At 36.3% G+C, this 24,316-nt stretch carries 15 protein-coding genes and 1 other RNA gene; 12 read left to right on the forward strand and 4 right to left on the reverse strand.

Annotation, left to right across the window (positions count from 1 at the left end; translation table 11 throughout):
* Positions 1-34: 34 nt before the first annotated feature.
* Positions 35-436, reverse strand: a transfer-messenger RNA (tmRNA) gene (ssrA, locus tag QUH73_RS05895).
* 287 nt (positions 437-723) lie between these two features.
* Here ssrA and QUH73_RS05900 point away from each other — a divergent pair.
* Positions 724-1,956: an NAD(P)-dependent oxidoreductase gene (locus tag QUH73_RS05900; protein ID WP_289529525.1), complete on the forward strand. Its 1,233-nt coding sequence runs from the start codon at positions 724-726 to the stop codon at positions 1,954-1,956.
* 36 nt (positions 1,957-1,992) lie between these two features.
* Here QUH73_RS05900 and rpe read toward each other — a convergent pair whose 3' ends face one another.
* Positions 1,993-2,643, reverse strand: coding sequence for a ribulose-phosphate 3-epimerase (gene rpe, locus QUH73_RS05905; protein ID WP_289529526.1), 651 nt, complete (start codon positions 2,641-2,643; stop codon positions 1,993-1,995).
* Between the two features lie 114 nt (positions 2,644-2,757).
* Entirely contained in the window at positions 2,758-3,624 is an 867-nt protein-coding gene (locus QUH73_RS05910) for a sigma-70 family RNA polymerase sigma factor (RefSeq protein ID WP_289529527.1), read from the reverse strand.
* Positions 3,625-3,938: 314 nt separating this feature from the next.
* On the opposite strand from QUH73_RS05910, the gene rho reads away from it, so the two are divergent.
* The 5 genes from rho (at position 3,939) to ppdK (ending at position 15,230) form a co-directional block, all read left to right on the forward strand.
* Complete coding sequence (gene rho, locus QUH73_RS05915; protein ID WP_289529528.1) at positions 3,939-5,744, forward strand: transcription termination factor Rho; 1,806 nt, start codon at positions 3,939-3,941, stop codon at positions 5,742-5,744.
* 283 nt (positions 5,745-6,027) lie between these two features.
* Complete coding sequence (locus tag QUH73_RS05920; protein ID WP_289529529.1) at positions 6,028-7,215, forward strand: ATP-binding protein; 1,188 nt, start codon at positions 6,028-6,030, stop codon at positions 7,213-7,215.
* A 55-nt stretch (positions 7,216-7,270) separates the two neighbouring features.
* Positions 7,271-10,810 (forward strand): pyruvate:ferredoxin (flavodoxin) oxidoreductase, encoded by a 3,540-nt coding sequence (gene nifJ, locus QUH73_RS05925; protein ID WP_289529530.1) that lies wholly within the window; start codon positions 7,271-7,273, stop codon positions 10,808-10,810.
* A gap of 365 nt (positions 10,811-11,175) precedes the next feature.
* Positions 11,176-12,189 (forward strand): dihydroorotate dehydrogenase-like protein, encoded by a 1,014-nt coding sequence (locus QUH73_RS05930; RefSeq protein ID WP_289529531.1) that lies wholly within the window; start codon positions 11,176-11,178, stop codon positions 12,187-12,189.
* Positions 12,190-12,509: 320 nt separating this feature from the next.
* On the forward strand, positions 12,510-15,230 hold the full coding sequence (gene ppdK, locus QUH73_RS05935) for a pyruvate, phosphate dikinase (protein WP_289529532.1): 2,721 nt from the start codon (positions 12,510-12,512) through the stop codon (positions 15,228-15,230).
* A gap of 272 nt (positions 15,231-15,502) precedes the next feature.
* Here ppdK and QUH73_RS05940 read toward each other — a convergent pair whose 3' ends face one another.
* Positions 15,503-16,786: an LVIVD repeat-containing protein gene (locus tag QUH73_RS05940; RefSeq protein ID WP_289529533.1), complete on the reverse strand. Its 1,284-nt coding sequence runs from the start codon at positions 16,784-16,786 to the stop codon at positions 15,503-15,505.
* A 247-nt stretch (positions 16,787-17,033) separates the two neighbouring features.
* Here QUH73_RS05940 and QUH73_RS05945 point away from each other — a divergent pair, with 247 nt between their 5' ends.
* The 6 genes from QUH73_RS05945 (at position 17,034) to QUH73_RS05970 (ending at position 24,260) form a co-directional block, all read left to right on the forward strand.
* Positions 17,034-17,807, forward strand: coding sequence for a hypothetical protein (locus QUH73_RS05945; protein ID WP_289529534.1), 774 nt, complete (start codon positions 17,034-17,036; stop codon positions 17,805-17,807).
* 203 nt (positions 17,808-18,010) lie between these two features.
* Positions 18,011-18,433, forward strand: a complete 423-nt coding sequence (gene ruvX / locus QUH73_RS05950; protein ID WP_289529535.1) for a Holliday junction resolvase RuvX — start codon at positions 18,011-18,013, stop codon at positions 18,431-18,433.
* A 37-nt stretch (positions 18,434-18,470) separates the two neighbouring features.
* Positions 18,471-19,025, forward strand: coding sequence for a peptide deformylase (gene def, locus QUH73_RS05955; protein ID WP_289529536.1), 555 nt, complete (start codon positions 18,471-18,473; stop codon positions 19,023-19,025).
* Positions 19,026-19,115: 90 nt separating this feature from the next.
* Positions 19,116-21,191 carry a ComEC/Rec2 family competence protein gene (locus QUH73_RS05960; RefSeq protein WP_289529537.1) on the forward strand — a complete coding sequence of 692 codons (2,076 nt, stop codon included), beginning with the start codon at positions 19,116-19,118 and terminating at the stop codon, positions 21,189-21,191.
* 169 nt (positions 21,192-21,360) lie between these two features.
* Entirely contained in the window at positions 21,361-22,701 is a 1,341-nt protein-coding gene (gene trkA, locus QUH73_RS05965) for a Trk system potassium transporter TrkA (protein WP_289529538.1), read from the forward strand.
* Between the two features lie 110 nt (positions 22,702-22,811).
* A complete protein-coding gene (locus QUH73_RS05970; protein WP_289529539.1) occupies positions 22,812-24,260 on the forward strand; it encodes a TrkH family potassium uptake protein in 1,449 nt (482 codons plus the stop codon).
* Positions 24,261-24,316 lie beyond the last annotated feature (56 nt).

A 24,316-nucleotide genomic window follows, 5' to 3' on the forward strand; every position in this document is an offset into this window, starting at 1 on the left:
TCCCGACCTCAATAAAGTCGGGATATTTTTGTTCTAGTGGAGCTGCAGGGAATCGAACCCTGGTCCAAACACGCGATCAATAAGCTTTCTACATGTGTAGTGATTTATTAATTTTCGTATAAAGTTAGGGAAAGCACACCCGATACTTTATCTTATCTTCTTAATTTCGCCTGCTCCCCAAAGCGTGAAGCAGACTAACCCTGAATTGATAGCATCCAATTACTTACCGGAACAAGGTGGAACCATAAGTTGGATGTCTCGTCTCCACTCCTAGAGTGGTGATGAAGCATTAATCTACTTTATTCGATTAAGCAGCAAGAGCGTAGTTATTTTCGCCAATTAAAAAGTTTGATATCCGATATTTACGAGCTGGAATAACAACGCTCGACATGCTTACATACTAATTCATCATGCTGTCAAAATCCACGTCAGCCCCAGAATCGATGTAAAATTAGTAAAATTCACACATTTCACATGATTTTTTCATAGAAACCTTTCAGGATATGTATTAAATTTAAGTTCGTATCGATAGATCTTTAAGGATCAATTACAAACAAAGTCTATTTAATGATCCTTTATAATCTATAGTGGGAAACAACAGGTTCTGGAATTGTTAAACAACGAGTTTAATATCTGGAATGTGGATAATCGTTCTTTTTATTATTATCTTAATACTCATTACCTGCATAAAATCACACACTTGCATATAAATTAAGGAATCGTATGAACAAAAGAATTAGAATTGGAGTCCTTCGGGAAACTAAAAATCCACCGGATAGAAGAGTTGCAATACCGCCGGTAACAGGCTTGCAGATTCTTAATAAATATCCTGATGTTAGTATATTCATTCAGCCGAGTGATATTCGTTGTTTTACTGACTCGGAATACCGTGAGCAGGGATATTTTTTAACGGATGATTTGCGTGATTGTGATATTTTGATTGGAGTGAAGGAAGTTTCTATTCCAACTCTGATCCCAAATAAAACCTATTTGTTTTTTTCTCATACAGCAAAACAACAGCCTTACAATCGTGAATTGCTGCAGCAAATAATTAAAAGAAATATAACTCTTATTGATTATGAATATTTAACGGATAACAAACATCGAAGGCTTGTGGCATTTGGTCATTGGGCTGGCGTTGTGGGGGCGTATAAAGCACTTAGAGCCCGCGGTGTGCGTACCGATTTTTTCGATTTACCACCAGCTAGTTATTGCAAGGATATGGAGGAGATGTATTTACATCTGAAAAAAGTTAGTTTAAAACCCATAAAAATATTAATTACCGGAGGAGGTCGTGTTGCAATGGGAGCAATGCAGACCCTGCGTGTTTTAAATTTGAAAGAGGTTACACCGGAACAATTTTTACATGAAAGTTTTAGCGAACCAGTTGTTTGTCGGATTGATCCTGAATATTATGTGGAACGTAAAGACAGAGGTGATTTTAATCTTCAGGATTTTTACGAGAATCCGGAACAGTACCGATCAACATTCAAGCCTTTTACTAAAGTGACAGATTTATTTATTGCCTGCCATTATTGGGATCCAAAATCGCCTAAATTTCTAATTGGGGAAGACTATAAAGAAGAGGACTTTAGTATCTCGGTAATTGCAGATGTAAGCTGTGATTTAAAGGGACCAATAGCATCAACATTGAGGGCTTCAACAATTGCATCGTCATTTTATGGATACGATCGGTTTAATGAAGAAGAAGCCATCCCTTTTGTGGATAAAAAAAACGTAACAGTTATGGCTGTGGATAATTTACCGGGAGAGTTACCTCGTGATTCATCAATTGATTTTGGAGAGGCTTTGTATCAGAATGTGTATGAAGCCCTTTTAGCTGATGATCCGGATGGAATAATTGAAAGGGCAACAATTGCAAAAGATGGCAGGCTGACTCCTCAATTTGCTTATCTTCAGGATTATTTGGAAGGAAAGGATACCGTTACGGGATAAAAAGAAAGACCAAATGTGCATTTGGTCTTCTGTATTTTATAGATTTTTTAAGTCGGATATTGTTTGATCCGGATCATTAGCTCCAAAAACAAAGCTTCCTGCAACCAAAGCATTGGCGCCCGCTTCAATTAATTTTTTTCCTGTTCCCAAATTTACACCTCCATCAATTTCAATTACGACAGAAGCATTTTTTTCTTTGATTAATTCAGCTAGTTTTTCAACTTTAGCATAAGTGTTCTCAATAAAACTCTGTCCGCCAAAACCAGGATTTACGCTCATTAAAAGAACCAAATCAATATCAGTAATAATTTCTTCTAAAACAGAAACCGGGGTATGAGGGTTTAGCGATACGCCAGCTTTCATACCGTGACTGTGAATGTTCTGAATTGTACGGTGAAGATGAGTGCAAGCTTCGTAATGAACTGTTAAAATGTCAGCACCGGCCTTTTTAAAAGCTTCAACATATCTATCCGGATCAATAATCATCAGATGAACATCTAATGGTTTTTTAGCAATTTTGTTTATTTGCTCTACAACAGGAAGACCATATGATATGTTAGGTACAAAGACCCCATCCATAATGTCTAAGTGAAACCAATCGGCTTGACTGTTGTTTACCATTTCGATATCGGCCTTTAGATTTGTGAAATCGGCGGCTAGCAACGAAGGTGAAATTAATGTTTGCATTTGGTTGTTTACGTTTTGTTTAAATATGACGCAAATATAAGTAAAAAAGGATAAGAGGAGACAAATGAAAATTCACCATCTATTCTTATCCTTTTTTTCACCCTAAAATAAATATTATTCTCCTAAATAAGTTTTTAGTATTTTGCTTCTAAATGTTGTCTTCATTCGCTTGATTGCCTTCTCTTTAATTTGACGAACCCGTTCTCGTGTTAAGCCAAATTCTTTTCCAATTTCTTCGAGAGAGTACGGTGGCTTTTCATTTAATCCAAAATACAATCTAATAATAGCAGCCTCCCTTTTTGAAAGCGTTGATAAGGACCGATCAATTTCTTTGCGAAGTGAATCTCGAATTAGCTTTTTATCCGGACTAATCTCATCATTGCTAAGCAATATATCGTAAAGAGTATTCTCTTCGTCAGGGTTAATTGGAGCATCCATAGAGATGTGTCTTCCAGAAGCCTTAAGTGCTTCTTTTACATCTTTCGGACTCATTTCCAATATGATGGCGATTTCTTCGGGAGAAGGTTCACGCTGATATTCCTGCTCCAATTGAGCGAATGTTTTGTTGATTTTATTAATAGAACCAATTTTGTTTAACGGCAGGCGCACAATTCGGGCTTGTTCGGCCAATGCTTGTAAAATGGATTGTCTAATCCACCAAACAGCATAAGATATAAACTTAAAACCTCTGGTTTCATCAAATCGCTGAGCAGCTTTAATTAGTCCTAAGTTTCCCTCATTAATCAAATCCGGCAGGCTAAGACCTTGGTTTTGATATTGCTTTGATACGGAAACAACAAAACGCAGATTGCATTTAATAAGTCGATCAAGAGCTTTTTTATTACCCTTTTTTATCTCCCTGGCAAGCTGAACCTCTTCTTCTGCAGAAATAAGATCGACTTTCCCAATTTCATGAAGATACTTGTCAAGAGACGGAGTTTCTCTGTTGGTTACCTGTTTAGTGATCTTTAGTTGTCTCATAGTGGATTTTAATGGAATTTATATACGAGTTGCTTATTCTCGTTTATATTTAAATATAGCAAAATCATTTTGAAAAAGAAATTTGTGGCACTTTCAAGAGGTTTATTTTGAGATTAATAAACTTATATAGCGATATCAGGCATCAATTTGAATAATAAAATCATTTATTTTTTGTGATTTATAACTAATTCCGTAATATTGCAATTGAATTCAGATTAATTCTTCTCATTTAGAGGTCGAAAGATCAGGTTCCCAATTGTTCAAAACAATTTCTATCTAAAAAAAATCACCCGAAAAATATTAATATATCATTTATGTACGATATTCTTGAATTAAACAAGAAGCTTGTGCCTGAATTACGAGAAATCGCTAAAGAACTCAATGTTAAAAAAATTGAGTCTTTTAAGAAACAGGATTTAATTTACAGAATCCTTGATCAACAGGCAATTGTAGCTTCTGAAAGAAAAACACCAGAAAAAAAGACTCCCCTAAAAAGACCTAAGAGTCCAATGGGAGATAGTAAGGCCGATGAAGGGCGATCCAGATCGCTTCTGCATAAAAGAAAAAAGCCGGAACAACCAGTTAGGGATGCTGTAAGTAATGAGACTACTCTAGAAGAAGATACAGCACCAAAAGACGCCCCAAGAAAACCCATACGAGAAACACGACCGGTTGTTGAGAAAGCTGAAAGTACTCCTGTTGAGGAGAAAATCGAAGAGCAATCAAAACCCTCAGCTTCAGAGCCTCCTGTTGCAAATGAAAATGCACAGAGGAGCGAAAGACCTGCAAGACCACCGAGACCTGCAAGATCACCAAGACCAAGACCGGAACGTCAGGATAAACCAGAGCGTCAAGATAAGCCTGAAGGGGCGGATGTTGCTGAAGAACAGGTAAAAACAGAAGGCCGGGATGTGTCTGATAAGCCAGAGAAGACGGAAAGACAAGAGAATCCAAATAGAAAGCGTTTTGAAAAACGTGAGAAAGAGAAACTGTTTGAGTTTGATGGAATAATTGACAATTCGGGTGTTTTGGAAATTATGCCTGATGGTTATGGTTTCCTACGTTCGTCGGATTACAATTACTTAAATTCTCCTGATGATATATATGTGTCGCAGTCGCAGATCAAATTATTTGGTTTAAAAACCGGAGATACTGTTAATGGAACAATTCGTCCGCCAAAAGAAGGTGAGAAATATTTTCCATTAATTAAAGTTGCAAAGATTAACGGCAGATTACCTGAGGTAATTCGGGATCGTGTACCTTTCGATCATTTGACTCCGTTATTCCCGGATGAGAAATTTAATTTGACAGGAAAAGGAATGAACTCAATGTCAACACGTCTTGTTGACATGTTTGCTCCAATTGGTAAAGGACAAAGAGGACTTATTGTTGCACAGCCGAAAACAGGTAAGACTGTTCTTTTGAAAGAAATAGCCAATGCGATTGCAGCAAACAATCCAGAAGCTTATATGATTATTTTATTGATTGATGAGCGTCCTGAAGAGGTTACAGATATGGCCCGAAGCGTAAATGCAGAGGTTATTTCATCTACTTTTGATGAGCCGGCTGAGCGCCATGTTCGTGTTGCTAATATCGTTTTGGAGAAAGCAAAACGAATGGTTGAGTGTGGTCATGATGTTGTAATTCTATTGGATTCAATAACCCGGTTAGCTCGTGCTTACAATACTGTTTCTCCTGCTTCAGGTAAAGTTCTTTCGGGTGGTGTTGACGCAAATGCATTGCACAAACCAAAGCGTTTCTTTGGTGCGGCAAGAAATATAGAGAATGGTGGATCGCTTACAATTTTAGCAACAGCATTAACTGATACAGGCTCTAAAATGGATGATGTTATCTTTGAAGAATTTAAAGGAACCGGTAATATGGAGCTTCAGTTAGATCGTAAGTTATCTAACAAACGAATCTTCCCGGCAATTGATATTACAGCATCAAGTACTCGTCGTGATGATCTGCTTCTTGATCCGAATCAATTGAATCGAATCTGGATTCTTAGAAATTATCTGACAGATATGAACTCTGTTGAGGCAATGCAATTTTTGCAAGATCGTTTAAGAAAAACAAAATCGAACGAAGAATTCTTAATCTCAATGAACGATAAGTAAATTACTTTTTGTTTTAAAAAGATATAAAAGGGTAATGATTTCAGTCATTACCCTTTCTTTTTGTGTTAAACTTAAAGTGTTAATTTACAATGAAATTTCATAAAGGAATAATACTTGTGTGAAAGATGTGTTTAAGTCTATATCTCTTATCCCTAGAAGATTACGGATGTGAGGCGTCTTATTTTAAATAAGTATAAATAGCAAAAAGAAAAGCTTTTTGTAATCTCTAGATTGCAAAATGCCGCTTTTATTCTATAAATTTGCGAAGTAAATTCGACAGAAAATGAATACTTTAGTACAGACTCATAATAGTTTGTTGAAGCATAAGAAAGGCACCATTAGACGTGAGTTGGCTGATGAAATTGATTGGTCACAACGCTTGATAGCCATTAAAGGATCCAGAGGAGTTGGGAAAACAACTTTTTTACTGGATTATATTCGTGAGCACCATGCCAACGATAAGAGTTGCTTATACATCAACTTAAACAATTTATTCTTTACTGAGAAAGGATTAGTTCCCTTTATCGATGAATTTTATAAAAGAGGAGGTAAGATATTACTACTCGATCAGATTCATAAATATCCTGAATGGGCAAAGGGGCTGCGAACTTGTTACGAGCAATACCCCGATTTGAAGATTATTTTTACCGGTTCATCAATTCTTCGCATTAAGACAAATGAAGATTTGAAAGATTGTGTGAGTGTCTACTATCTAAATGGATTGTCTTTTAGAGAATTTTTAAATTATGAGTCGGGAAATCAATTTCCCCGATACACATTGGAAGAATTGTTAGAGAATCACGAGGACATTGTTGAAGAAATTCTTTGTAAAGTTCGTCCGTTAGCTTATTTTAATGATTACCTAAGATTTGGATATTATCCTTGTTATCAGGAGGAGAAAAGTTTTATGGATAATCTTTTGAAGATGATCAATTTGATTTTGGAATTTGATATTACTTACTTAAACCAAATTGAGCTAAAGTACCTGTCCAAGTTAAAGAAACTTCTATATATTATTTCCTGTAATGTTCCTTTTCAACCAAATGTAAGTAAGCTGGCAAACGATGTAGAAACATCCAGAGCTACGATTATGAATTATTTGAAGTATTTAAAGAATGCCAGATTAATTCGTTTGTTGAATTCTCAGGGGAGTTTTAACGATGCGTCGAAGAAACCAAATAAAGTTTATCTGCACAATACGAATTTATTATACGCTATTGCACCGGAAAATGTAAATGAAAGTAATCTTCGTGAAACTTTCTTTTACAATCAGGTGGGGCCTAATAGAAATATTACGAGCACCGACAGAGGTCATTTTTTAGTGAATGACAAGTATAATTTTGAAATTACGGGTAGCGATGATACGTCTGAATCGAAATTTAGAACAGAAGACTTTTTTATTGCTGCCGATATGATAGAACGTGGAGAGGGAAATAAAGTACCTCTTTGGTTGTTCGGCTTTTTGTATTAGAGAATTAGATTGAAAAATAAAATACCAAATAATAAAATTTAATCGGAGGAGTAAAATGGCAAGAGAAAAAAAATTCATTACCTGTGATGGTAATGCCGCTGCCGCTCACGTAGCATATATGTTTAGTGAGGTTTCTTGTATTTACCCAATCACTCCATCTTCGCCAATGGCTGAGAATGTTGATGAGTGGGCTGCACAAGGACGTAAAAATCTATTTGGAGAAACAGTACAATTAGTAGAAATGCAATCTGAAGCTGGTGCTGCAGGTGCTGTTCACGGCGCATTACAAGCTGGTGCATTAACAACTACTTACACTGCATCTCAGGGATTATTGTTAATGATTCCTAACATGTATAAAATCGCTGGTGAGTTATTGCCATGTGTATTTCATATTAGTGCCCGTGCTCTTGCAGCGCAGGCATTGAGTATTTTTGGTGATCACTCTGATGTATATTCTGCACGTCAGACAGGTTTCGCAATGTTGGCTTCAGGTTCGGTTCAGGAAGTAATGGATCTTTCTGCTGTATCTCATCTAACTGCAATTAAATCAAGAGTTCCTTTCATGAACTTCTTCGACGGATTCCGTACATCTCACGAAATTCAGAAAATCGAAGCAGTTGATATGGAAGATATGAGAGATCTTGTTGACCAGGAAGCTCTTCAGGCTTTCCGTGATCGTGCTTTAAATCCAGAATCTCCTGTAACCAGAGGTACTGCTCAGAATCCTGATGTGTACTTCCAGTCTCGTGAAGCTGCAAACCCATTTTACAATGCCGTTCCGGATATCGTAGCTGATTACATGAAGGAAATGACCAAAATTACAGGAAGAGAATACAAGCCTTTCATGTATTATGGTGCTGCAGATGCTGAAAATATCATTATTGCAATGGGATCTGTAAACGAAACCATTAAAGAAGCGGTCGACTATAAAATGGCAAACGGCGAAAAAGTTGGTCTTGTTTGTGTTCACCTTTATCGTCCATTTTCAGCTAAGCATTTCTTAAGCATTATTCCTGAATCAGTAAAACGCATTTGTGTTCTTGATAGAACAAAAGAAACTGGTGCTAACGGAGAACCATTGTATCTTGATGTAAGAGAAGTTTTCTACGGAAGAGAGAATGCTCCAATGGTGATTGGCGGACGTTATGGTTTAGGTTCAAAAGAGGTGACTCCATCTCAAATCGTTGCAGTTTACAAAAATCTTGCAATGAACGAGCCTAAAAATCAATTCACTTTAGGTATTGTTGATGATGTGACTTTCACTTCACTTCCAATGTTGCCGGAAGTTAAAATGAACTCTGAGTCTCTTTATGAAGCTAAATTCTATGGTCTAGGTTCTGATGGTACTGTAGGTGCTAACAAAAACTCAATTAAAATTATTGGTGGTTCAACTGATAAATATTGTCAGGCTTACTTTGCTTACGATTCTAAAAAATCAGGTGGATTTACTGCTTCTCACCTTCGTTTTGGTGATGAACCAATCCGCTCAACATACCTTGTAACTACTCCTGACTTCGTTGCATGCCACGTTCCAGCTTACGTATATCTTTATGATGTATTAAAAGGATTGAAAAAAGGTGGTTCTTTCTTGTTGAACTCAATTTATGATGCAAAAGAAACTGTTAAGAATCTTCCAAATCATATGAAAAAGTACTTGGCTGAGAATGAGATTAAATTCTACATTATCAACGGTACTAAATTGGGTGAAGAGCTTGGTCTTGGTAATCGTACCAATACTATAATGCAAGCTGCATTCTTCAAAATCACTAATGTGATTCCTTTTGAAAAGGCTGCTGAAGAAATGAAGAAAGCAATTGTTAAGTCTTATGGCAACAAAGGTGAAAAAGTTGTAAACATGAACTTCTCGGCAGTTGATGCAGGAGGGGAAAATGTTGTTGAAGTTAACGTTTCTGCTGATTGGAAAAATTTACCTGAAGAGAAAGAAGCTGCAACTACAAATAATCGTCCTAAGTTTATCGCTGAGGTTTGTGATCCAATGAATGCTCAAAAAGGAGATGATCTTCCTGTTTCTGCATTTACTGGTCGTGAAGATGGTACTTTTCCTGCTGGAACAACTAAGTTTGAGAAACGTGGTGTTGCTTCTCATGTTCCTGAATGGAACGAAGAAACTTGTATCCAGTGTAACCAATGTGCTTACGTTTGTCCTCACGCTGCAATTCGTCCTTTTATTTTAACGGAAGAAGAATTGGTGGCAGCTCCTGCTGGAACTGCTGTTAAGCCTGCTACAGGTAAAGAATTAAAAGGTTTACACTTTAGAATTCAAGTAGCTGTTGAAGATTGTACAGGTTGTGGTAACTGTGTTGATGTTTGTCCTGCTCCTAAGGCAAAAGCTTTAGAGTTGAAACCATTGGAGTCTCAAATGATTGAGAAGGACAGATGGCATTATATGGATGAAAAAGTAGGGTATAAAGATTTGTTACCTAAAAATAATGTGAAAAACTCACAATTTGCTCAGCCATTATTCGAGTTCTCCGGAGCTTGTGCTGGTTGTGGTGAAACTCCATACATCAAATTAATTACTCAATTGTTTGGCGAGAGAATGATGGTGGCTAATGCTACTGGCTGTTCTTCTATTTATGGTGGTTCTGCTCCTGCAACACCATATTGTAAAAACGATAAGAGCGGTAAAGGTCCAGCTTGGGCTAACTCATTATTCGAAGACAATGCTGAGTTTGGATTTGGTATGAACGAAGGTGTACGTAAAATGCGTAATCGTATTGAACTTCGTATGAAAGGTGCTATGGATGCCGTAAATGCTGATACAAAAGCAGCATTTACTGAGTGGTTAGAGAATAAAAACAATGGTGAAGCTTCTATTACTGCTTCTGCTAAAGTTGAAGAAGCTCTTGCAAATGAAACTCATGAAGTTGCAAAAGAAATCCTAAATATTAAGAATTACTTAATCAAGAAATCTCAGTGGATTTTTGGTGGTGACGGTTGGGCTTATGACATCGGTTTTGGTGGATTGGATCATGTATTGGCTTCTGGTGAAGATGTAAATGTTTTGGTAATGGATACTGAGATTTACTCGAATACTGGTGGACAGGCTTCTAAAGCAACTCCAGTTGGTGCTGTTGCTAAATTTGCTGCGGCAGGTAAGCGTATCAGAAAGAAAGACCTTGGTATGATAGCAATGTCTTACGGATATGTTTACGTAGCTCAGGTGGCTATGGGAGCAAACCAAGCTCAATACATGAAAGCTGTTAAAGAAGCTGAGGCTTATCCAGGACCTTCTTTGATTATCGCTTATTCACCTTGTATTTCTCATGGATTGAAAGCATCGATGGGTAAATCACAAGCAGAAGAGAAAAAAGCGGTTGAAGCAGGATACTGGCACTTGTATCGCAACAACCCAGCATTGGAAAATGAAGGTAAAAACCCATTTGTTCTTGATTCGAAAGAGCCGGTATGGGAAAATTTCCAAGGTTTCTTGTTAGGAGAAGTTCGTTATACTTCTTTGCAAAAATCATTCCCAGAGCAAGCTAAAGAATTGTTTGTTGCTGCTGAAGAAAATGCTAAGTGGAGATATAAGACATACAAGCGTCAAGCTGCTTTGGATTATAATGAAGAGTAAGCATTATTCTGAATATATAGTGAAGGGGTTCCAAATTGGAACCCCTTTTTTTTATGCGTATTTGTAGGGCGCATGACAAATGGAAATATTTGCTTGATGAACTTATGCTACATAAAGAGAAGTGTAATGTTATCAGACTATAATTGGAACGATCCATCTGATATAATTTGTAGGGATTGAAATGGGAGGATAATAGGAGGGGAATTTTTTTAGTTGTATTTTTTATTAAAAATAAGACTCGCAAGTCCTTTATTTGCGGGCTTTTTGTGGTTTTGTGTTGATTTTATTAAATTTGATTTTTGGTTGAATATATCAAGTCCATTTATTAAATTTAGTAAGAACAGAAATTTAAAATCGAAAATCATATGGCAAATTTAAACGTAGAATTCATGGGGTTGCATCTTAAAAATCCCATAATTGTAGGAGCTTGTACCCTTTCAGCTAGCGTAGAAGGAGCTCAGGAATTGGAAAGAGCGGGAGCAGCAGCAATTGTTTACAAATCTCTTTTCGAAGAGCAAATCCAAATGGAACGAGCGCAATTAGCCGACGAACTTGATGAGTATACAGATAGAAATGCAGAAATGACTTCCATTTTTCCTGCAATTGAGCATGCTGGTGCCAAGGCTCATATCATGAAATTGTCTGAAGTAAAGAATGCTGTTAGTATTCCTGTAATTGCCAGCTTAAATTGTATTTATGATGTAACCTGGTTCGATTACGCCAAGCAATTGGAAGATGCCGGGGTGGATGCTTTGGAATTGAATTTTTATCAAATGCCTGGAGATGTTGATAAAACAGCAGCTCAATTGGAAGATGAAAAAGTGGAAATCGTTAAAACTCTTAAAAAGAGATTGTCGATTCCCTTTTGTATCAAACTAAGTCCATACTATACAAATACATTAAATTTTGTGAATCGTTTAGATCAGGCTGGAGCTGCTGCTTTTGTGTTGTTTAATCGATTATTTCAACCGGAAATTGATATTCACGCTGAGCGTCATGTCACTAATTTTAATTTGAGCCATCAGGGGGATTATAAATTGGGATTGCGTTATGTTGGTTTGCTGTATAAGAAGATTGCCGGAGGATTGTGTGGTGCTAATGGAATTTACACTTACGAAGATGTATTGCAAATGCTGTTGAGTGGTGCCGGTATTGTTCAGATGGTGAGTGCACTGTACAAAAATGACCCTTCATACATTGCACAGGTTCTTTCGGAACTGGAGCAGTGGATGGATAAAAAAGGATACAAAAGCATTGACGAATTCAGGGGTAAATTATCCGATAATGAATTAAAAGCTTCTGATATTTATTACAGAGCACAATATTTGGATTTTATTCTTCATCCTGAAGAAATAATTAATAAGTATCCAATGAGATAAAGGTTTGATAATTTGATGAAACAGCCGATCTTTTGATCGGCTGTTTTTATGGAATAACCTTCCGGAAAAGAGAGTGTAAACATACTGCAAACGTTTGAAAAATAAAAGTCTAAATCATTTGGAAAAAGACAGTTAGATTGTCAGTCCTTTACTTCCTTTTTAAAAAAAAGAACACTACTTTTGTGTACAATTTTCAAGGCGTATTATTGAATAATGTCTTGAAAATTTATGTTTTTGAAGATTATAAGTTAATATATAATTGTTATTGAATGCTTTAATTTATTGCATGAAAATAACATTAAAACTAAAAAGCGATAATTATGAGTACTAAGTACGTTTATACTTTTGGTGACGGTAAGGCCGAAGGTAAAGCAGACATGAAGAATTTGCTTGGAGGTAAGGGCGCTAACCTTGCTGAAATGAACCTAATTGGTGTTCCTGTACCCGCAGGTTTCACTATCACTACTGAAGTTTGTACTGATTACAACAATCTTGGAAAAGATGCTGTTGTAGCAATGATTAAAGAACAAGTTGAAGCTGCTGTGAAAGATACAGAAGTTGCAATGAACGCTAAATTCGATGCTAAAGATGGTTCGTTTCCATTGTTGGTATCAGTTCGTTCCGGTGCTCGTGCTTCTATGCCGGGTATGATGAACACTGTTCTAAATCTTGGTATGAATGATGATACCGTGAAAATTGTTGCTGAGAAATCGGGTAACGAAAAATTTGCTTACGATTCATATCGTCGTTTCATTCACATGTACGGTGATGTAGTTATGGGTGTTGAGGCTGAAGAAGGTCATCACAACCCATTCGAAGTAGTTTTGGATGAAGTAAAAGCCGCTAAAGGTTACAAAGTTGATACTGAATTAACTGTTGAAGACCTTAAAGGTCTTGTTGAAGGATATAAAGCTGTTATTCGTAAGCACGCTGGTGTTGATTTTCCAACAAATCCTTGGGATCAGCTTTGGGGTGCTGTTTGTGCTGTATTCGATTCCTGGAATACTGAAAGAGCTATTCTTTACCGTAAAATGGAAAATATTCCTTCTGAGTGGGGTACAGCTGTAAACGTACAGGCTATGGTATATGGTAACATGGGTGATACTTCTGCTACAGGAGTTTGTTTCTCTCGTGATGCTGCTACTGGTGAAGACCAATTCAATGGTGAGTATTTGATCAATGCACAGGGTGAAGATGTTGTGTCTGGTGTTCGTACTCCTCTTGAAATCACTAAAATTGGTTCATTGCGTTGGGCTGAGCGTAACGGTACTTCTGAAGAAGTTCGTCAAGCTGAATTCCTTTCTATGGAAGAAGCTATGCCTAAACTATATAATGAATTGAATACAATTCAGCAAAAATTAGAAGATCACTATTCAGATATGCAGGATATGGAGTTCACCATTCAGGATGGTAAACTTTGGATGTTGCAAACCCGTAATGGTAAGCGTACTGGAGCAGCTATGGTAAAAATGGCTGTTGATATGTTAGCTCAAGGTATGATTGATGAGAAAACTGCAATTTTACGTCAGGAGCCTAACAAATTGGATGAATTACTTCACCCTGTATTTGAGCAATCAGCTATTGATGCTGCAAAAGAACTTTCTAAAGGTCTTCCAGCTTCTCCAGGTGCTGCTACTGGTCAAATCGTATTCTCTGCTGAAGTTGCTGAAGAGTGGGCTGCAGCAGGTAAAAAAGTAATTTTAGTACGTCGCGAAACTTCTCCAGAAGATTTGAAAGGTATGTACGCTGCTGAAGGTATTTTGACTGAACGTGGTGGTATGACTTCTCACGCTGCTGTTGTTGCTCGTGGTATGGGTAAATGTTGTATTTCTTCTGCTGCTGGTGTTTTGGTAACAGGAAAATCAATGACAATCAATGGTGTTGCATTTAAAGAAGGTGATTTTATCTCATTGAACGGTACTACAGGTAAAGTTTACGAAGGTAAAGTTGCTACCATCACTCCTTCATTAGATGGTGATTTTGGTAAATTGATGGAAGTTGCAGAGAACAACACTCGTATGTACGTTCGTACTAACGCTGATACTCCTGCTGATGCTAAAGCAGCTCGTGAATTCGGAGCTAAAGGTATTGGACTTTGTCGTACAGAGCACATGTTCTTCGAAGGCGATAAGATCTGGAAAATGCGTGAGATGATTCTTGCTGAAAATGTGGAAGGAAGAAAAGCTGCTTTGGCTAAATTACTTCCTGTTCAACGTGAAGATTTCTCTGGAATTTTGGAAGCTATGGACGGTTTTGGTGTAACTATCCGTTTACTGGATCCACCATTGCACGAGTTTACTCCTAACGATGAAGCTTCTCAAATCGAAATGGCTGAAAAATTAGGTATCGATGTATCTATCGTAAAAGCAAAAGTTGAGTCTTTACACGAATTCAACCCAATGTTAGGTCACAGAGGTTGTCGTTTAGGAAATACTTATCCTGAAATCACAGAAATGCAGGCTCGTGCTATTATCGAAGCTGCTTGTGATTTGAAAGCTAAAGGATGTAACCCTAAGCCTGAGATTATGGTTCCATTAATTGGAACTTTAAAAGAATTCCAAATGCAGGAAGCAATCATCAGAGAAACTGCTGCTGCTGTTTTCGCTGAGAAAGGTGTGAAAGTGGATTTCTTAGTAGGTACTATGATTGAGATTCCTCGTGCTGCTCTTACTGCCGATGCAATTGCTGAATATGCTGAATTCTTCTCTTTCGGAACCAATGACCTGACTCAAATGGGATTCGGTTATTCTCGTGATGATGCTGGTAAATTCTTACCTATCTATATTGAAAAAGGAATCTTGAAAAATGATCCTTTCCAAGTATTAGATCAAGAAGGTATCGGACAATTGGTACGTATGGGTTGTGAAAAAGGAAAATCTACTCGTCCTGATATCAAATTAGGTATTTGTGGTGAGCATGGTGGTGAGCCATCTTCAGTTGAGTTCTGTAACTCAGTAGGTATGGATTACGTTTCTTGTTCTCCTTTCCGTGTGCCTATTGCACGTTTAGCAGCAGCTCAAGCAAACTTGAAGCAAAACTAAGAGAATTATATTCTCAATATATAGAAGGCTGTCCCGAGGGACAGCCTTTCGTGTTTTAGTAATTCTTATAATGTTGATTTATTTACAAGCCAAGTCAGTCATGCTCTGACTATAACAAGTCGCCCTTGTCAACCTATGACTTGATTCTGAAAGAACTGTTTTATAAGTTTGATGTTGATTGGGTATTAGTAAACAAAATGCTAAAGTTCATTCATAAAAAGTAAAGCTTGCTTCGAATGGAGCAAGCTTTGTTGTTTGTTGAAATTAATAGTTTAATCTTCCTGTGCAGGAATTGCAATCGAACTAAGTAATTGAATGTTATTGATATCCGAGTAATCGTATTGATACAAGCCTTCAGGAGATATTAATACTAAAATCGAACCCAAAGGAATAACGTCATAAGGAGTCATGTCAGAGTACACTTTCACTAAATTAGAACCTAAGTTTAAGGGATCCGAGGCATCGTAAATCTTCAATCCGGCAGTTCCATCACAAACAAACAGTACGTCATCATCAATTCCCAATCCGTATGGATTTTCCATGCTGTATGATTTTAATAATGTTGGAGTTGTTATATTACTTAAGTCGACAACGTCAAGTTGGCTGGTATTTTGTCCGCAAAAATTACCTGCACGAAGTGTGATGTATGCCAAATCATTGTGCACCACTACTGGGTCGCAACTCATAAAATGAGAATATTGAGAAACGAATTGGGGGGAAAAAGGGTTTGTGATATCGAAAATATACATTCCATTTCTTGCTCCAATAAATAGATTGTTTTCGTAAACAAATAAGGTTTCCATTCCCCAACCTACATTTAATTGCCCATTTTTTGATATTTGATCCGGATTGGAGATATCAAACAATCGAAGTGATGAATTGGAGTCAAGCGTATAAAGAGTGTTCGAATTTATCATGAATTTAGCCATAGAGCCGGCTTTTCCTGTTCCACCACCGGTAGCTTTAACACCTGTAGAGTTTGATGCTTCTGAAAACATGACATCATCATAGTAAGGATAGTATTTAGGCTCCTTGTATTTTTCACTAATTCTTTTCACTTTCCAGCCAACGACTACACCTTTTTCGGGATCGATTTGCCCAATTTGGTAATTATTATCCGTTGGAGGCAGAGAAAATGGGAAAATATCGGCGAATCGTTTTTCTATGGAAATGGTATTGATATCGCTGATATCTATTGCTATTAAATCAGTGTAGGAGTCAGCATAAAGAATATCATCTTTTATAGCCATGTCGATGTTTCCGGGAATAGAAATGAATTTTGAGTTGATTGGTTTTGTAGGATCTGAATTGTCTATGACATGTATTCCTACGAATTTTTCGTTTACAAAAATATAGTTCTGATAAAAATATATTTTTCCGGTAACCAACATTTCCTTGGCACTTTCTGTTTTAACAGCATTCTTAAATTCCTCAGTTGGCATATAAACCGGTTCATTTATTGTGTATTCATGCTCTAATTTATCTTCGCAAGACCAAATTCCTGCACATAATAAAATAAGCACGGATAGGAAGGTGAAATGTTTTATAGTTTTCATATGATTATAATTTGTTTTTGATTTGCCATATGGAACTTACCATGCTGGAATAATCATCCCCTGTGTGTCAAAATCACTTTGGCAAGGACGTTTCATGTGTATTTATTTAAAACCGATTTAATGGTTTGTTTTATTTCATGATGCAAATAGATTCATAGGGTTGCGTTCTTCTATTTCATTTTTATTGTTTTATTCAACGCAACCATTACCATGATGCATCATCAATAAGAAAAACAAAACCATGATTATGAAGACTTTTATCGTATTAATTAAGCCAATTTTAATAATAGCTCTTGTTATATTATCTGTTGCCGGAACAATGGCACAGAGAAATGTAGATGTAGTAACCTTAAAAAATGGTAATGTTCTGAAAGGGAAAATAGTCAGACAAGTTCCTGGTCAATTTATTGAACTGGAAACAAAAGATAAGAATTTTTGGAAATTCGATATGGAAGATATTTCGGATATACGCTTTGAGGCTAAAAGAATGAAGAAAATGGTTAAGGATAGTCTTCCCATGAAGAATGAGGGAATGTTTTATGAGGTTCGCATGGGGGCACTGGTTGGAAATAACGATAATAAAAACAATGCTCCTTTTAGTATGTTGCTAGCTGGTAGTTACTTGCTAAAGAATGGAGTGTCTTTTGGAATAGGTGGGGGCTATGAGGCGTATGATGAGGCACAAATGCCTTTGTTTGGAGAGGTTAAATACCATTCCAAAATTAAAGGAGTTAAAGCCTTTTTGTTTTGTCAGTCGGGATATTCTTTTTCGTTAGATGATATTGATGGTCAAAGCTATTATTACATTACCAATGAAGATATCGATTCAAAAGGCGGTTGGTTGATTAATCCCGGAATTGGTTTTGTGTTAGGGAATAGCTCTAAAACTAATTTCACTTTAAATATTGGTTATCGCTATCAAAAAATGGAGCATAAGTGGCACAATACTTATTCGGGTGATACCGAATATTTAAAACAGGAAATTAATCGTCTGTCAATTCACGTTGGTATAATTTTCTAAAAAAGAACTTTGGTTTGAATTGTTTCGGAGAATGTATTTGCTTTCAAAAAAAATCAGGATGAGTCCTGATTTTTTTATTTGGTTCTATGCATGGTAAAATCTTTCTCTATATAAGCTTCTCATCTCCTCATTTTTGTGGAAATAGATAAAATTTAAACAGTTTCTTATATCTTTGCAATTCAAAATTAGTTTAAATAAGAGATTTGGCACGAATTGTAGCGATTGATTACGGAAGAAAACGGGTAGGGCTGGCTGTTACAGACCCATTTCAGATTATTGCAAACGGTTTGGATACTGTTGCAGCAAAAGATGTATTGACTTATTTGGAAAAATATTTTCAGACAGAAGAGGTTGAATGCATTGTTGTGGGCTATCCTAAACAAATGAATAATGAGGATAGTGAATCTGTAAAATATCTAAAACCTTTTTTAGGGCAATTGAAAAAGAAGTTTCCTGATCTGCCAATCGAATTGGTAGATGAAAGATTCACTTCGAAAATTGCTTTTCAAACTATGATTGATGGTGGCTTAGGAAAAAAGGCGAGAAGAGATAAAGCGATGATTGATAAAGTGAGTGCTGTTATTATATTGCAATCGTATATGGAAACCAAAAGGAATCTGTTTTAGGATTTATTTGGATTTAGATAATTAGAGAGAGAAAAGAATGATTTTACCGATTACCATTTACGGCCATCCGGTTTTAAGGAAGGTCGCCAAAGATATTGATAAGGATTATCCTGAATTGCAGAAATTTATGGATGACATGTGGCAAACCATGTATTTTGCCGACGGAGTTGGGTTAGCGGCTCCGCAAGTAGGACGATCAATAAGAATGTTTGTGCTCGACTGCTCTTCTTTTGCTGAGGATGAACCTGAACTGGAAGGTTTTAAGAAAATGTTCATTAATGCGAAAATTACCCAACGCACCGGCGAGGAATGGGCTATGTCTGAAGGATGTTTGAGTATTCCTGGCATAAACGAAGATGTTATTCGTCCTGAAACCATTAACATTGAGTATTACGATGAGAATTGGGAATTTCATGAAGAGGAGTATTCGGGATATGCAGCACGGGTCATTCAACATGAATACGATCACTTGGACGGAATCATGTTTACTGATCATTGTGCACCTTTAAAAAAGAGACTCTTAAAAGGAAAATTAACAAGTATATCGAAAGGAATATTTAAAGCTAAATATCGATTTACACTCGCAAAATAATTTTAAAGAGGATGTCCTAAATCAAGGACATCCTCTTTGTTTTTTAAGAAGATTAGTGTTAAATTCAATTTACCATAAATTGAATAATTGATGACTTTCAGAGAACTACTTCGTCAAAATCCTTTTCTTCGGCTTCTGTTGCCGGTGATAATTGGAATTTCCTTATCTGATATTATCAATATACCTCAAGTTACAGGATGGTTTCTGGTTCTTTTTGGAATGTTTGGAGTCGTTCTCTTTGTGGTAATCCCGAAGCTCCGTAAATCATATTCATTACGCAGTTTATTTGGTTTTTTTGTATTTGCTCTGTGTTTTGGATTTGGAAATATCCGGTACAATGACATTCAGTCCCGGATGTATCTTCCTATTTCTAAATCTAAAATTATTCTAAAAGGTAGAGTGTTGGACACACCTACAGAGAAGGGCAGGAGTTATGCTTTTGTATTTGATGTTCAAAATATAAAAGTTTCAGATAAGTGGCAAAAAGTATCGGGTAAAACAATGATTTATCTACAAAAGGACACGAAGGTCAAGGAACTTGGTGTTGGTGATTTGCTTGTGATGAAGACTGAACTTCAAAGAGTGAAAAATGCCGGTAATCCACATGAATTTGATTACGCTTCTTATCTAAAAACTCAACACATTTTGTATGCTGCGTATACCGACTCTTTATCATGGAAACAGATAGGAAGGGGTGCAGATTTTTCAATTAAAGTATTGGCTTCAAAGTGGAGGGATCATTTATTATCGATTTACCGAAAAAATGGAATACAAAATGAGAGTTTTGATATTCTGGCAGCCTTAACACTTGGATATAAAACCGGAATGGATCCGGAAATAAAAAGAACATGGGCAGATGCTGGTGCGATGCATGTTTTGGCGGTTTCCGGCTTACATGTAGGTATTATTTATATGATCATGAGTTATTTGCTCCGTTTTTTGGCTCGTTTTAAATATGGAGGCTACTTACGAGGTATTCTTCTTTTGCTAACGCTTTGGACTTATGCACTTTTAACTGGAATGTCTCCATCGGTAATGAGATCAGCAACTATGTTTAGTTTTATTGTGTTGGGTGAGATGCTAAAAAGAAGCGGAAGTATTTATAATTCCTTAGCTATATCGGCATTTTTTCTGTTATTAATTGATCCTTTTTTACTCTTTACAGTGGGTTTTCAGTTTTCCTATTTAGCAGTTGTAAGTATTGTGTTTTTTCAACCTCAGTTCGATAAACTTCTTTATATAGGAAATCCAATTTTGAAAAAGTTGTGGCAACTTACGACGGTTTCGTTGGCTGCACAAATAGGAACATTTCCCTTGGCTATTTATTACTTCCATCAGTTTCCATCTTACTTTTTACTTTCCGGATATGTCGTTATAATTATGGCAGGAATACTTATTTATCTCTCTGCATTACTGCTTCTTTTGTCTCCAATAAAAATTCTTTCAGAAAGTTTAGGGTGGATACTGCGAAATCTTGTTGAAGGAATGAATTTTCTGATTGTAAAAATTCAAGCTCTGCCAGGTTCGGTTATTAGAGAATTGTCCTTAAGTCAGTATCAGTTAATATTTACTTATTTTCTTCTTTTTTCAATGATTTCACTTCTTTCATTTAAACGAAAAAAAGCTGTTTATGCATTCGTAATAATTTTAATTGGCATTCAATTACCAAATACAATTCGAATTTTTCAGGTTCCTAAAAAGGAAATACTGGTTTTTAATTCCAGTGGACATAGTGTTGTTGGTTTTGTTAAAGGAAATCAAGGATTGTTCTTAGTTGATAAACGAATCACACCAGAAATAAGCGATAGAATCATTCAACCATTTGTTTTGAAGGAAAATATTAGTGAAATAAACTTTGATACACTAAGACCTATCGATATTAAGTTGATGGGTAAAGATGTTGTTGCCATAATCGGAAAAAGGGATAATGATTTGGAGAAAATATTAAAATTTATTCAGCCAGACTATATTGTTTTGCGTTTGGGAGGTTTGCAATCTAAAAAAATGATAACAAAAGAATTTCCAAATTGTAAGATGATACTTGATGCCTCAATTTATCGGGGCGACCGGAAAAAATATTTTTCAAAGGAAAATGAGGGTGAAACAAATCTTTTTGATGTACAAGAGGATGGAGCTTATTTTTGTGCTTTGTCAACTGTGAATTAACTTTCATCATTGAATGAAAAGCTTTCGGATTCTCTCTTTGATTTCATAAAGTCTTTTGGTAATTTAGAGAGCTTGGCTTATTAATATTTTTTAACAAATAGCTTTAGATTTTGCTTGATTATGTGTTAATTTGCCGCTTCGAATTCCATTTATTTAACGGAACAAAGTTATGAAGATTGTAATTGCTGGCGCAGGGGCAGTAGGAATACACTTGGCGAAAATGCTAAGTAATGAGGATCATGATATTATCTTATTGGATAGTGATGAAGATAAATTAAGGGAGATTGATTCTCACTTGGATTTATTAACCATTGTAGGGTCAAGTTCATCACTAAATGATCTTAAAGAAGCTCGGGTCAAAAAAGCAGATCTTTTTATTGCTGTAACTCAATCGGAGGAGACCAATATAACGTCATCTATTCTTGCAAAAAAGTTGGGAGCCATTCGAACAATTGCCCGTATTGATAATCAAGAATATTTGATTCCTGAAAATAAAGAATACCTTAAAAGTTTGGGAATTGATGAATTGATTTATCCGGAGAGATTGGCCTCGAAAGAGGTGATTAGTTACTTGTCCCGATCTGGAACCCGACAGTTGTATGAGTTCTCTGGAGGTAAACTTCTCCTTTATGGAATAAAAATAAGCAGCAAGTCAGTATTTATGGATAAAACTATGGCTGAAGTTGCTGAAATGACTGCTGATTTGGATTTTAGAGCTGTTGCCATAAAACGTGAAGATGCAACGATCATCCCAAGGGGGCACAATCGTTTTTCCCGTGGCGATTTAGTTTTTGTGGTAAGTAAACCCGATGCAATGGAAAGGGTGATGAATCTTGCAGGAAAAGAGAAGTATGAAATCAAAAATGCGATGATTTTGGGTGGAAGTCGTATTGGTCAGAAAACAGCGATTGAACTGGGCAAAAAGATGAATCTTAAATTGATTGAAATTGACAAGGATAAAAGCTTAAAACTTGCTGATTTACTTCAAGATACCTTGGTTATTAACGGAGATGGTCGTGATAAGGAATTACTGAAAGAAGAAGGAATTCACAAAATGGATGCTTTCGTAGCTGTTACAGGAAATTCGGAAACGAATATTTTAGCTTGTTTGTTGGCAAAAAAAATGGGCGTGAAGCGAACTATTGCTGAGGTAGAAAATATCGATTATATTGATTTAGCCGATAATATTGGTGTGGGTACCATGATTAATAAAAAATTATTGGCGGCTAGTTACATCTATCGATTTACAATGGATGCGGATGTTCAACATTGTAAATGGCTGACTGTTTCGGAGGCTGAGGTTATTGAATTGGTGGCTAAACCTGGATCCAAAATTACCAAGGGCATGTTAATGGATATGGATTTTCCGGAAGATGCCAATATTGGTGGAATTATAAGGGAAGATGAAGGTATTATTGCAACAGGTGAAACTCAAATTCAGGCTAATGATAAGGTTGTTGTGTTTACTCTTCCGTCTGCAATTAAAAAAGTTGAGAAGTTCTTCAAATAATAGTACTAAGAGCCGAATTTATTAGATTCCGGCTCTTTTTTGCCTTTTTACAGAACGAATTTTAAACGATATTTTTCCTTTTTGGAAATTGTAAAATAAACTGGTTCTCAATGCTCAACTGGAAATTTGTTTTTTATGTGATGTCGGTTTTAATGATCGTGGAAAGTTTTTTCCTGATTATTAGTTCCGCTGTAGCCCTTTTATATGGAGAGGGTGATTTTATATACTTTGTACAATCTGCGGGTATTTGCTTTTTACTTGGGGGTATTGTATATCTGTATACCCGGGGTTGCAGCAGAGATATTGGTAAACGGGAAGCATTTTTGGTTGTAAGCTTGGTTTGGGTTGTCTTCTCTATCTTTGGAGCATTTCCATTCCTTTTGGGTGGATACATCCCAAATTTCACCGATGCGTTTTTTGAAACCATATCAGGCTTTACTACTACCGGCGCTTCAATTGTGAATGATATAGAAGCTTTACCTCATGGCATCTTATTTTGGAGATCTTTAACTCATTTATTGGGTGGAATGGGGATTTTGGTGTTAACTGTTGCTGTTTTACCCGTTTTTGGAATTGGAGGAATGGCTATGTTTAATGCTGAGGCCGCAGGGATTACTACTGATAAATTACACCCGCGTATTAAAGAAACAGCACAACGTCTTTGGGGTATATACATGCTTTTGGTTGCAGTGGAAACCTTATTTTTGGTATTTGGAGAAATGGATTTGTTTGATGCTGTTTGTCATTCATTCGGGACATTAGCTTCGGGTGGGTTTTCTACGAAAAATTCGAGTATTGTTAATTATTCTCCTTACATCCAGTATGTGCTTATTGTTTTTATGTTTTTAGCCGGGGTAAATTTTACTCTTCATTACTTTGCAATAAAAGGAAAGTTGAATAAGGTTTGGAAGAATCAGGAATTTAGAGTGTATACCGGTTTAATTATATTGGTAACAAGTATAATTACTTTGACCTTAGTTTATTTGGACCACGGGCCTTTCGAGAAATCATTTCGTGATGCTTTATTTCAAGTTACTTCAATAATTACAAGTACAGGTTTTGTGAGTGCAGATTATTCGTTGTGGCATCCATATTTAGTATTCCTCATTTTTGGTTTGATGTTTACAGGTGCTTGTGTTGGTTCTACATCGGGAGGAGTTAAAATTCTTCGACATTTACTTCTCTTCAAAAACAGTATACTGGAATTTAAGCGAATGATTCATCCTTCGGCAGTATTACCGGTTCGTTATAATAAGGAGATGGTGGGACAGGATGTGATTTCTAAAATTCTGGCTTTTGTTATTTTGTACATTATGGTTTTTTTTATTGGTTGTTTTGCTATGACTCTAATTGGGTTGGATCTAATTTCGGCTATGGGTGCAGTTGCAACAACTATGGGAGGAATTGGCCCGGGATTAGGAGTTGTTGGTCCCATGAATAATTTTGCGTCTGTACCGGAAGCCGGTAAATGGATACTTTCATTTTTAATGATACTAGGTAGATTAGAGTTATTCACCTTTTTAATTATTTTTATTCCTTCTTTCTGGAAGAATCAATAGACATTATTAAAAAAAACCTTAGAATTATATCTTTGGTTAAAAATTAAGGTAATTAA

This window comes from Labilibaculum sp. K2S (assembly GCF_030372765.1).
In the GTDB taxonomy this organism is placed as follows: Bacteria; Bacteroidota; Bacteroidia; order Bacteroidales; family Marinifilaceae; genus Labilibaculum.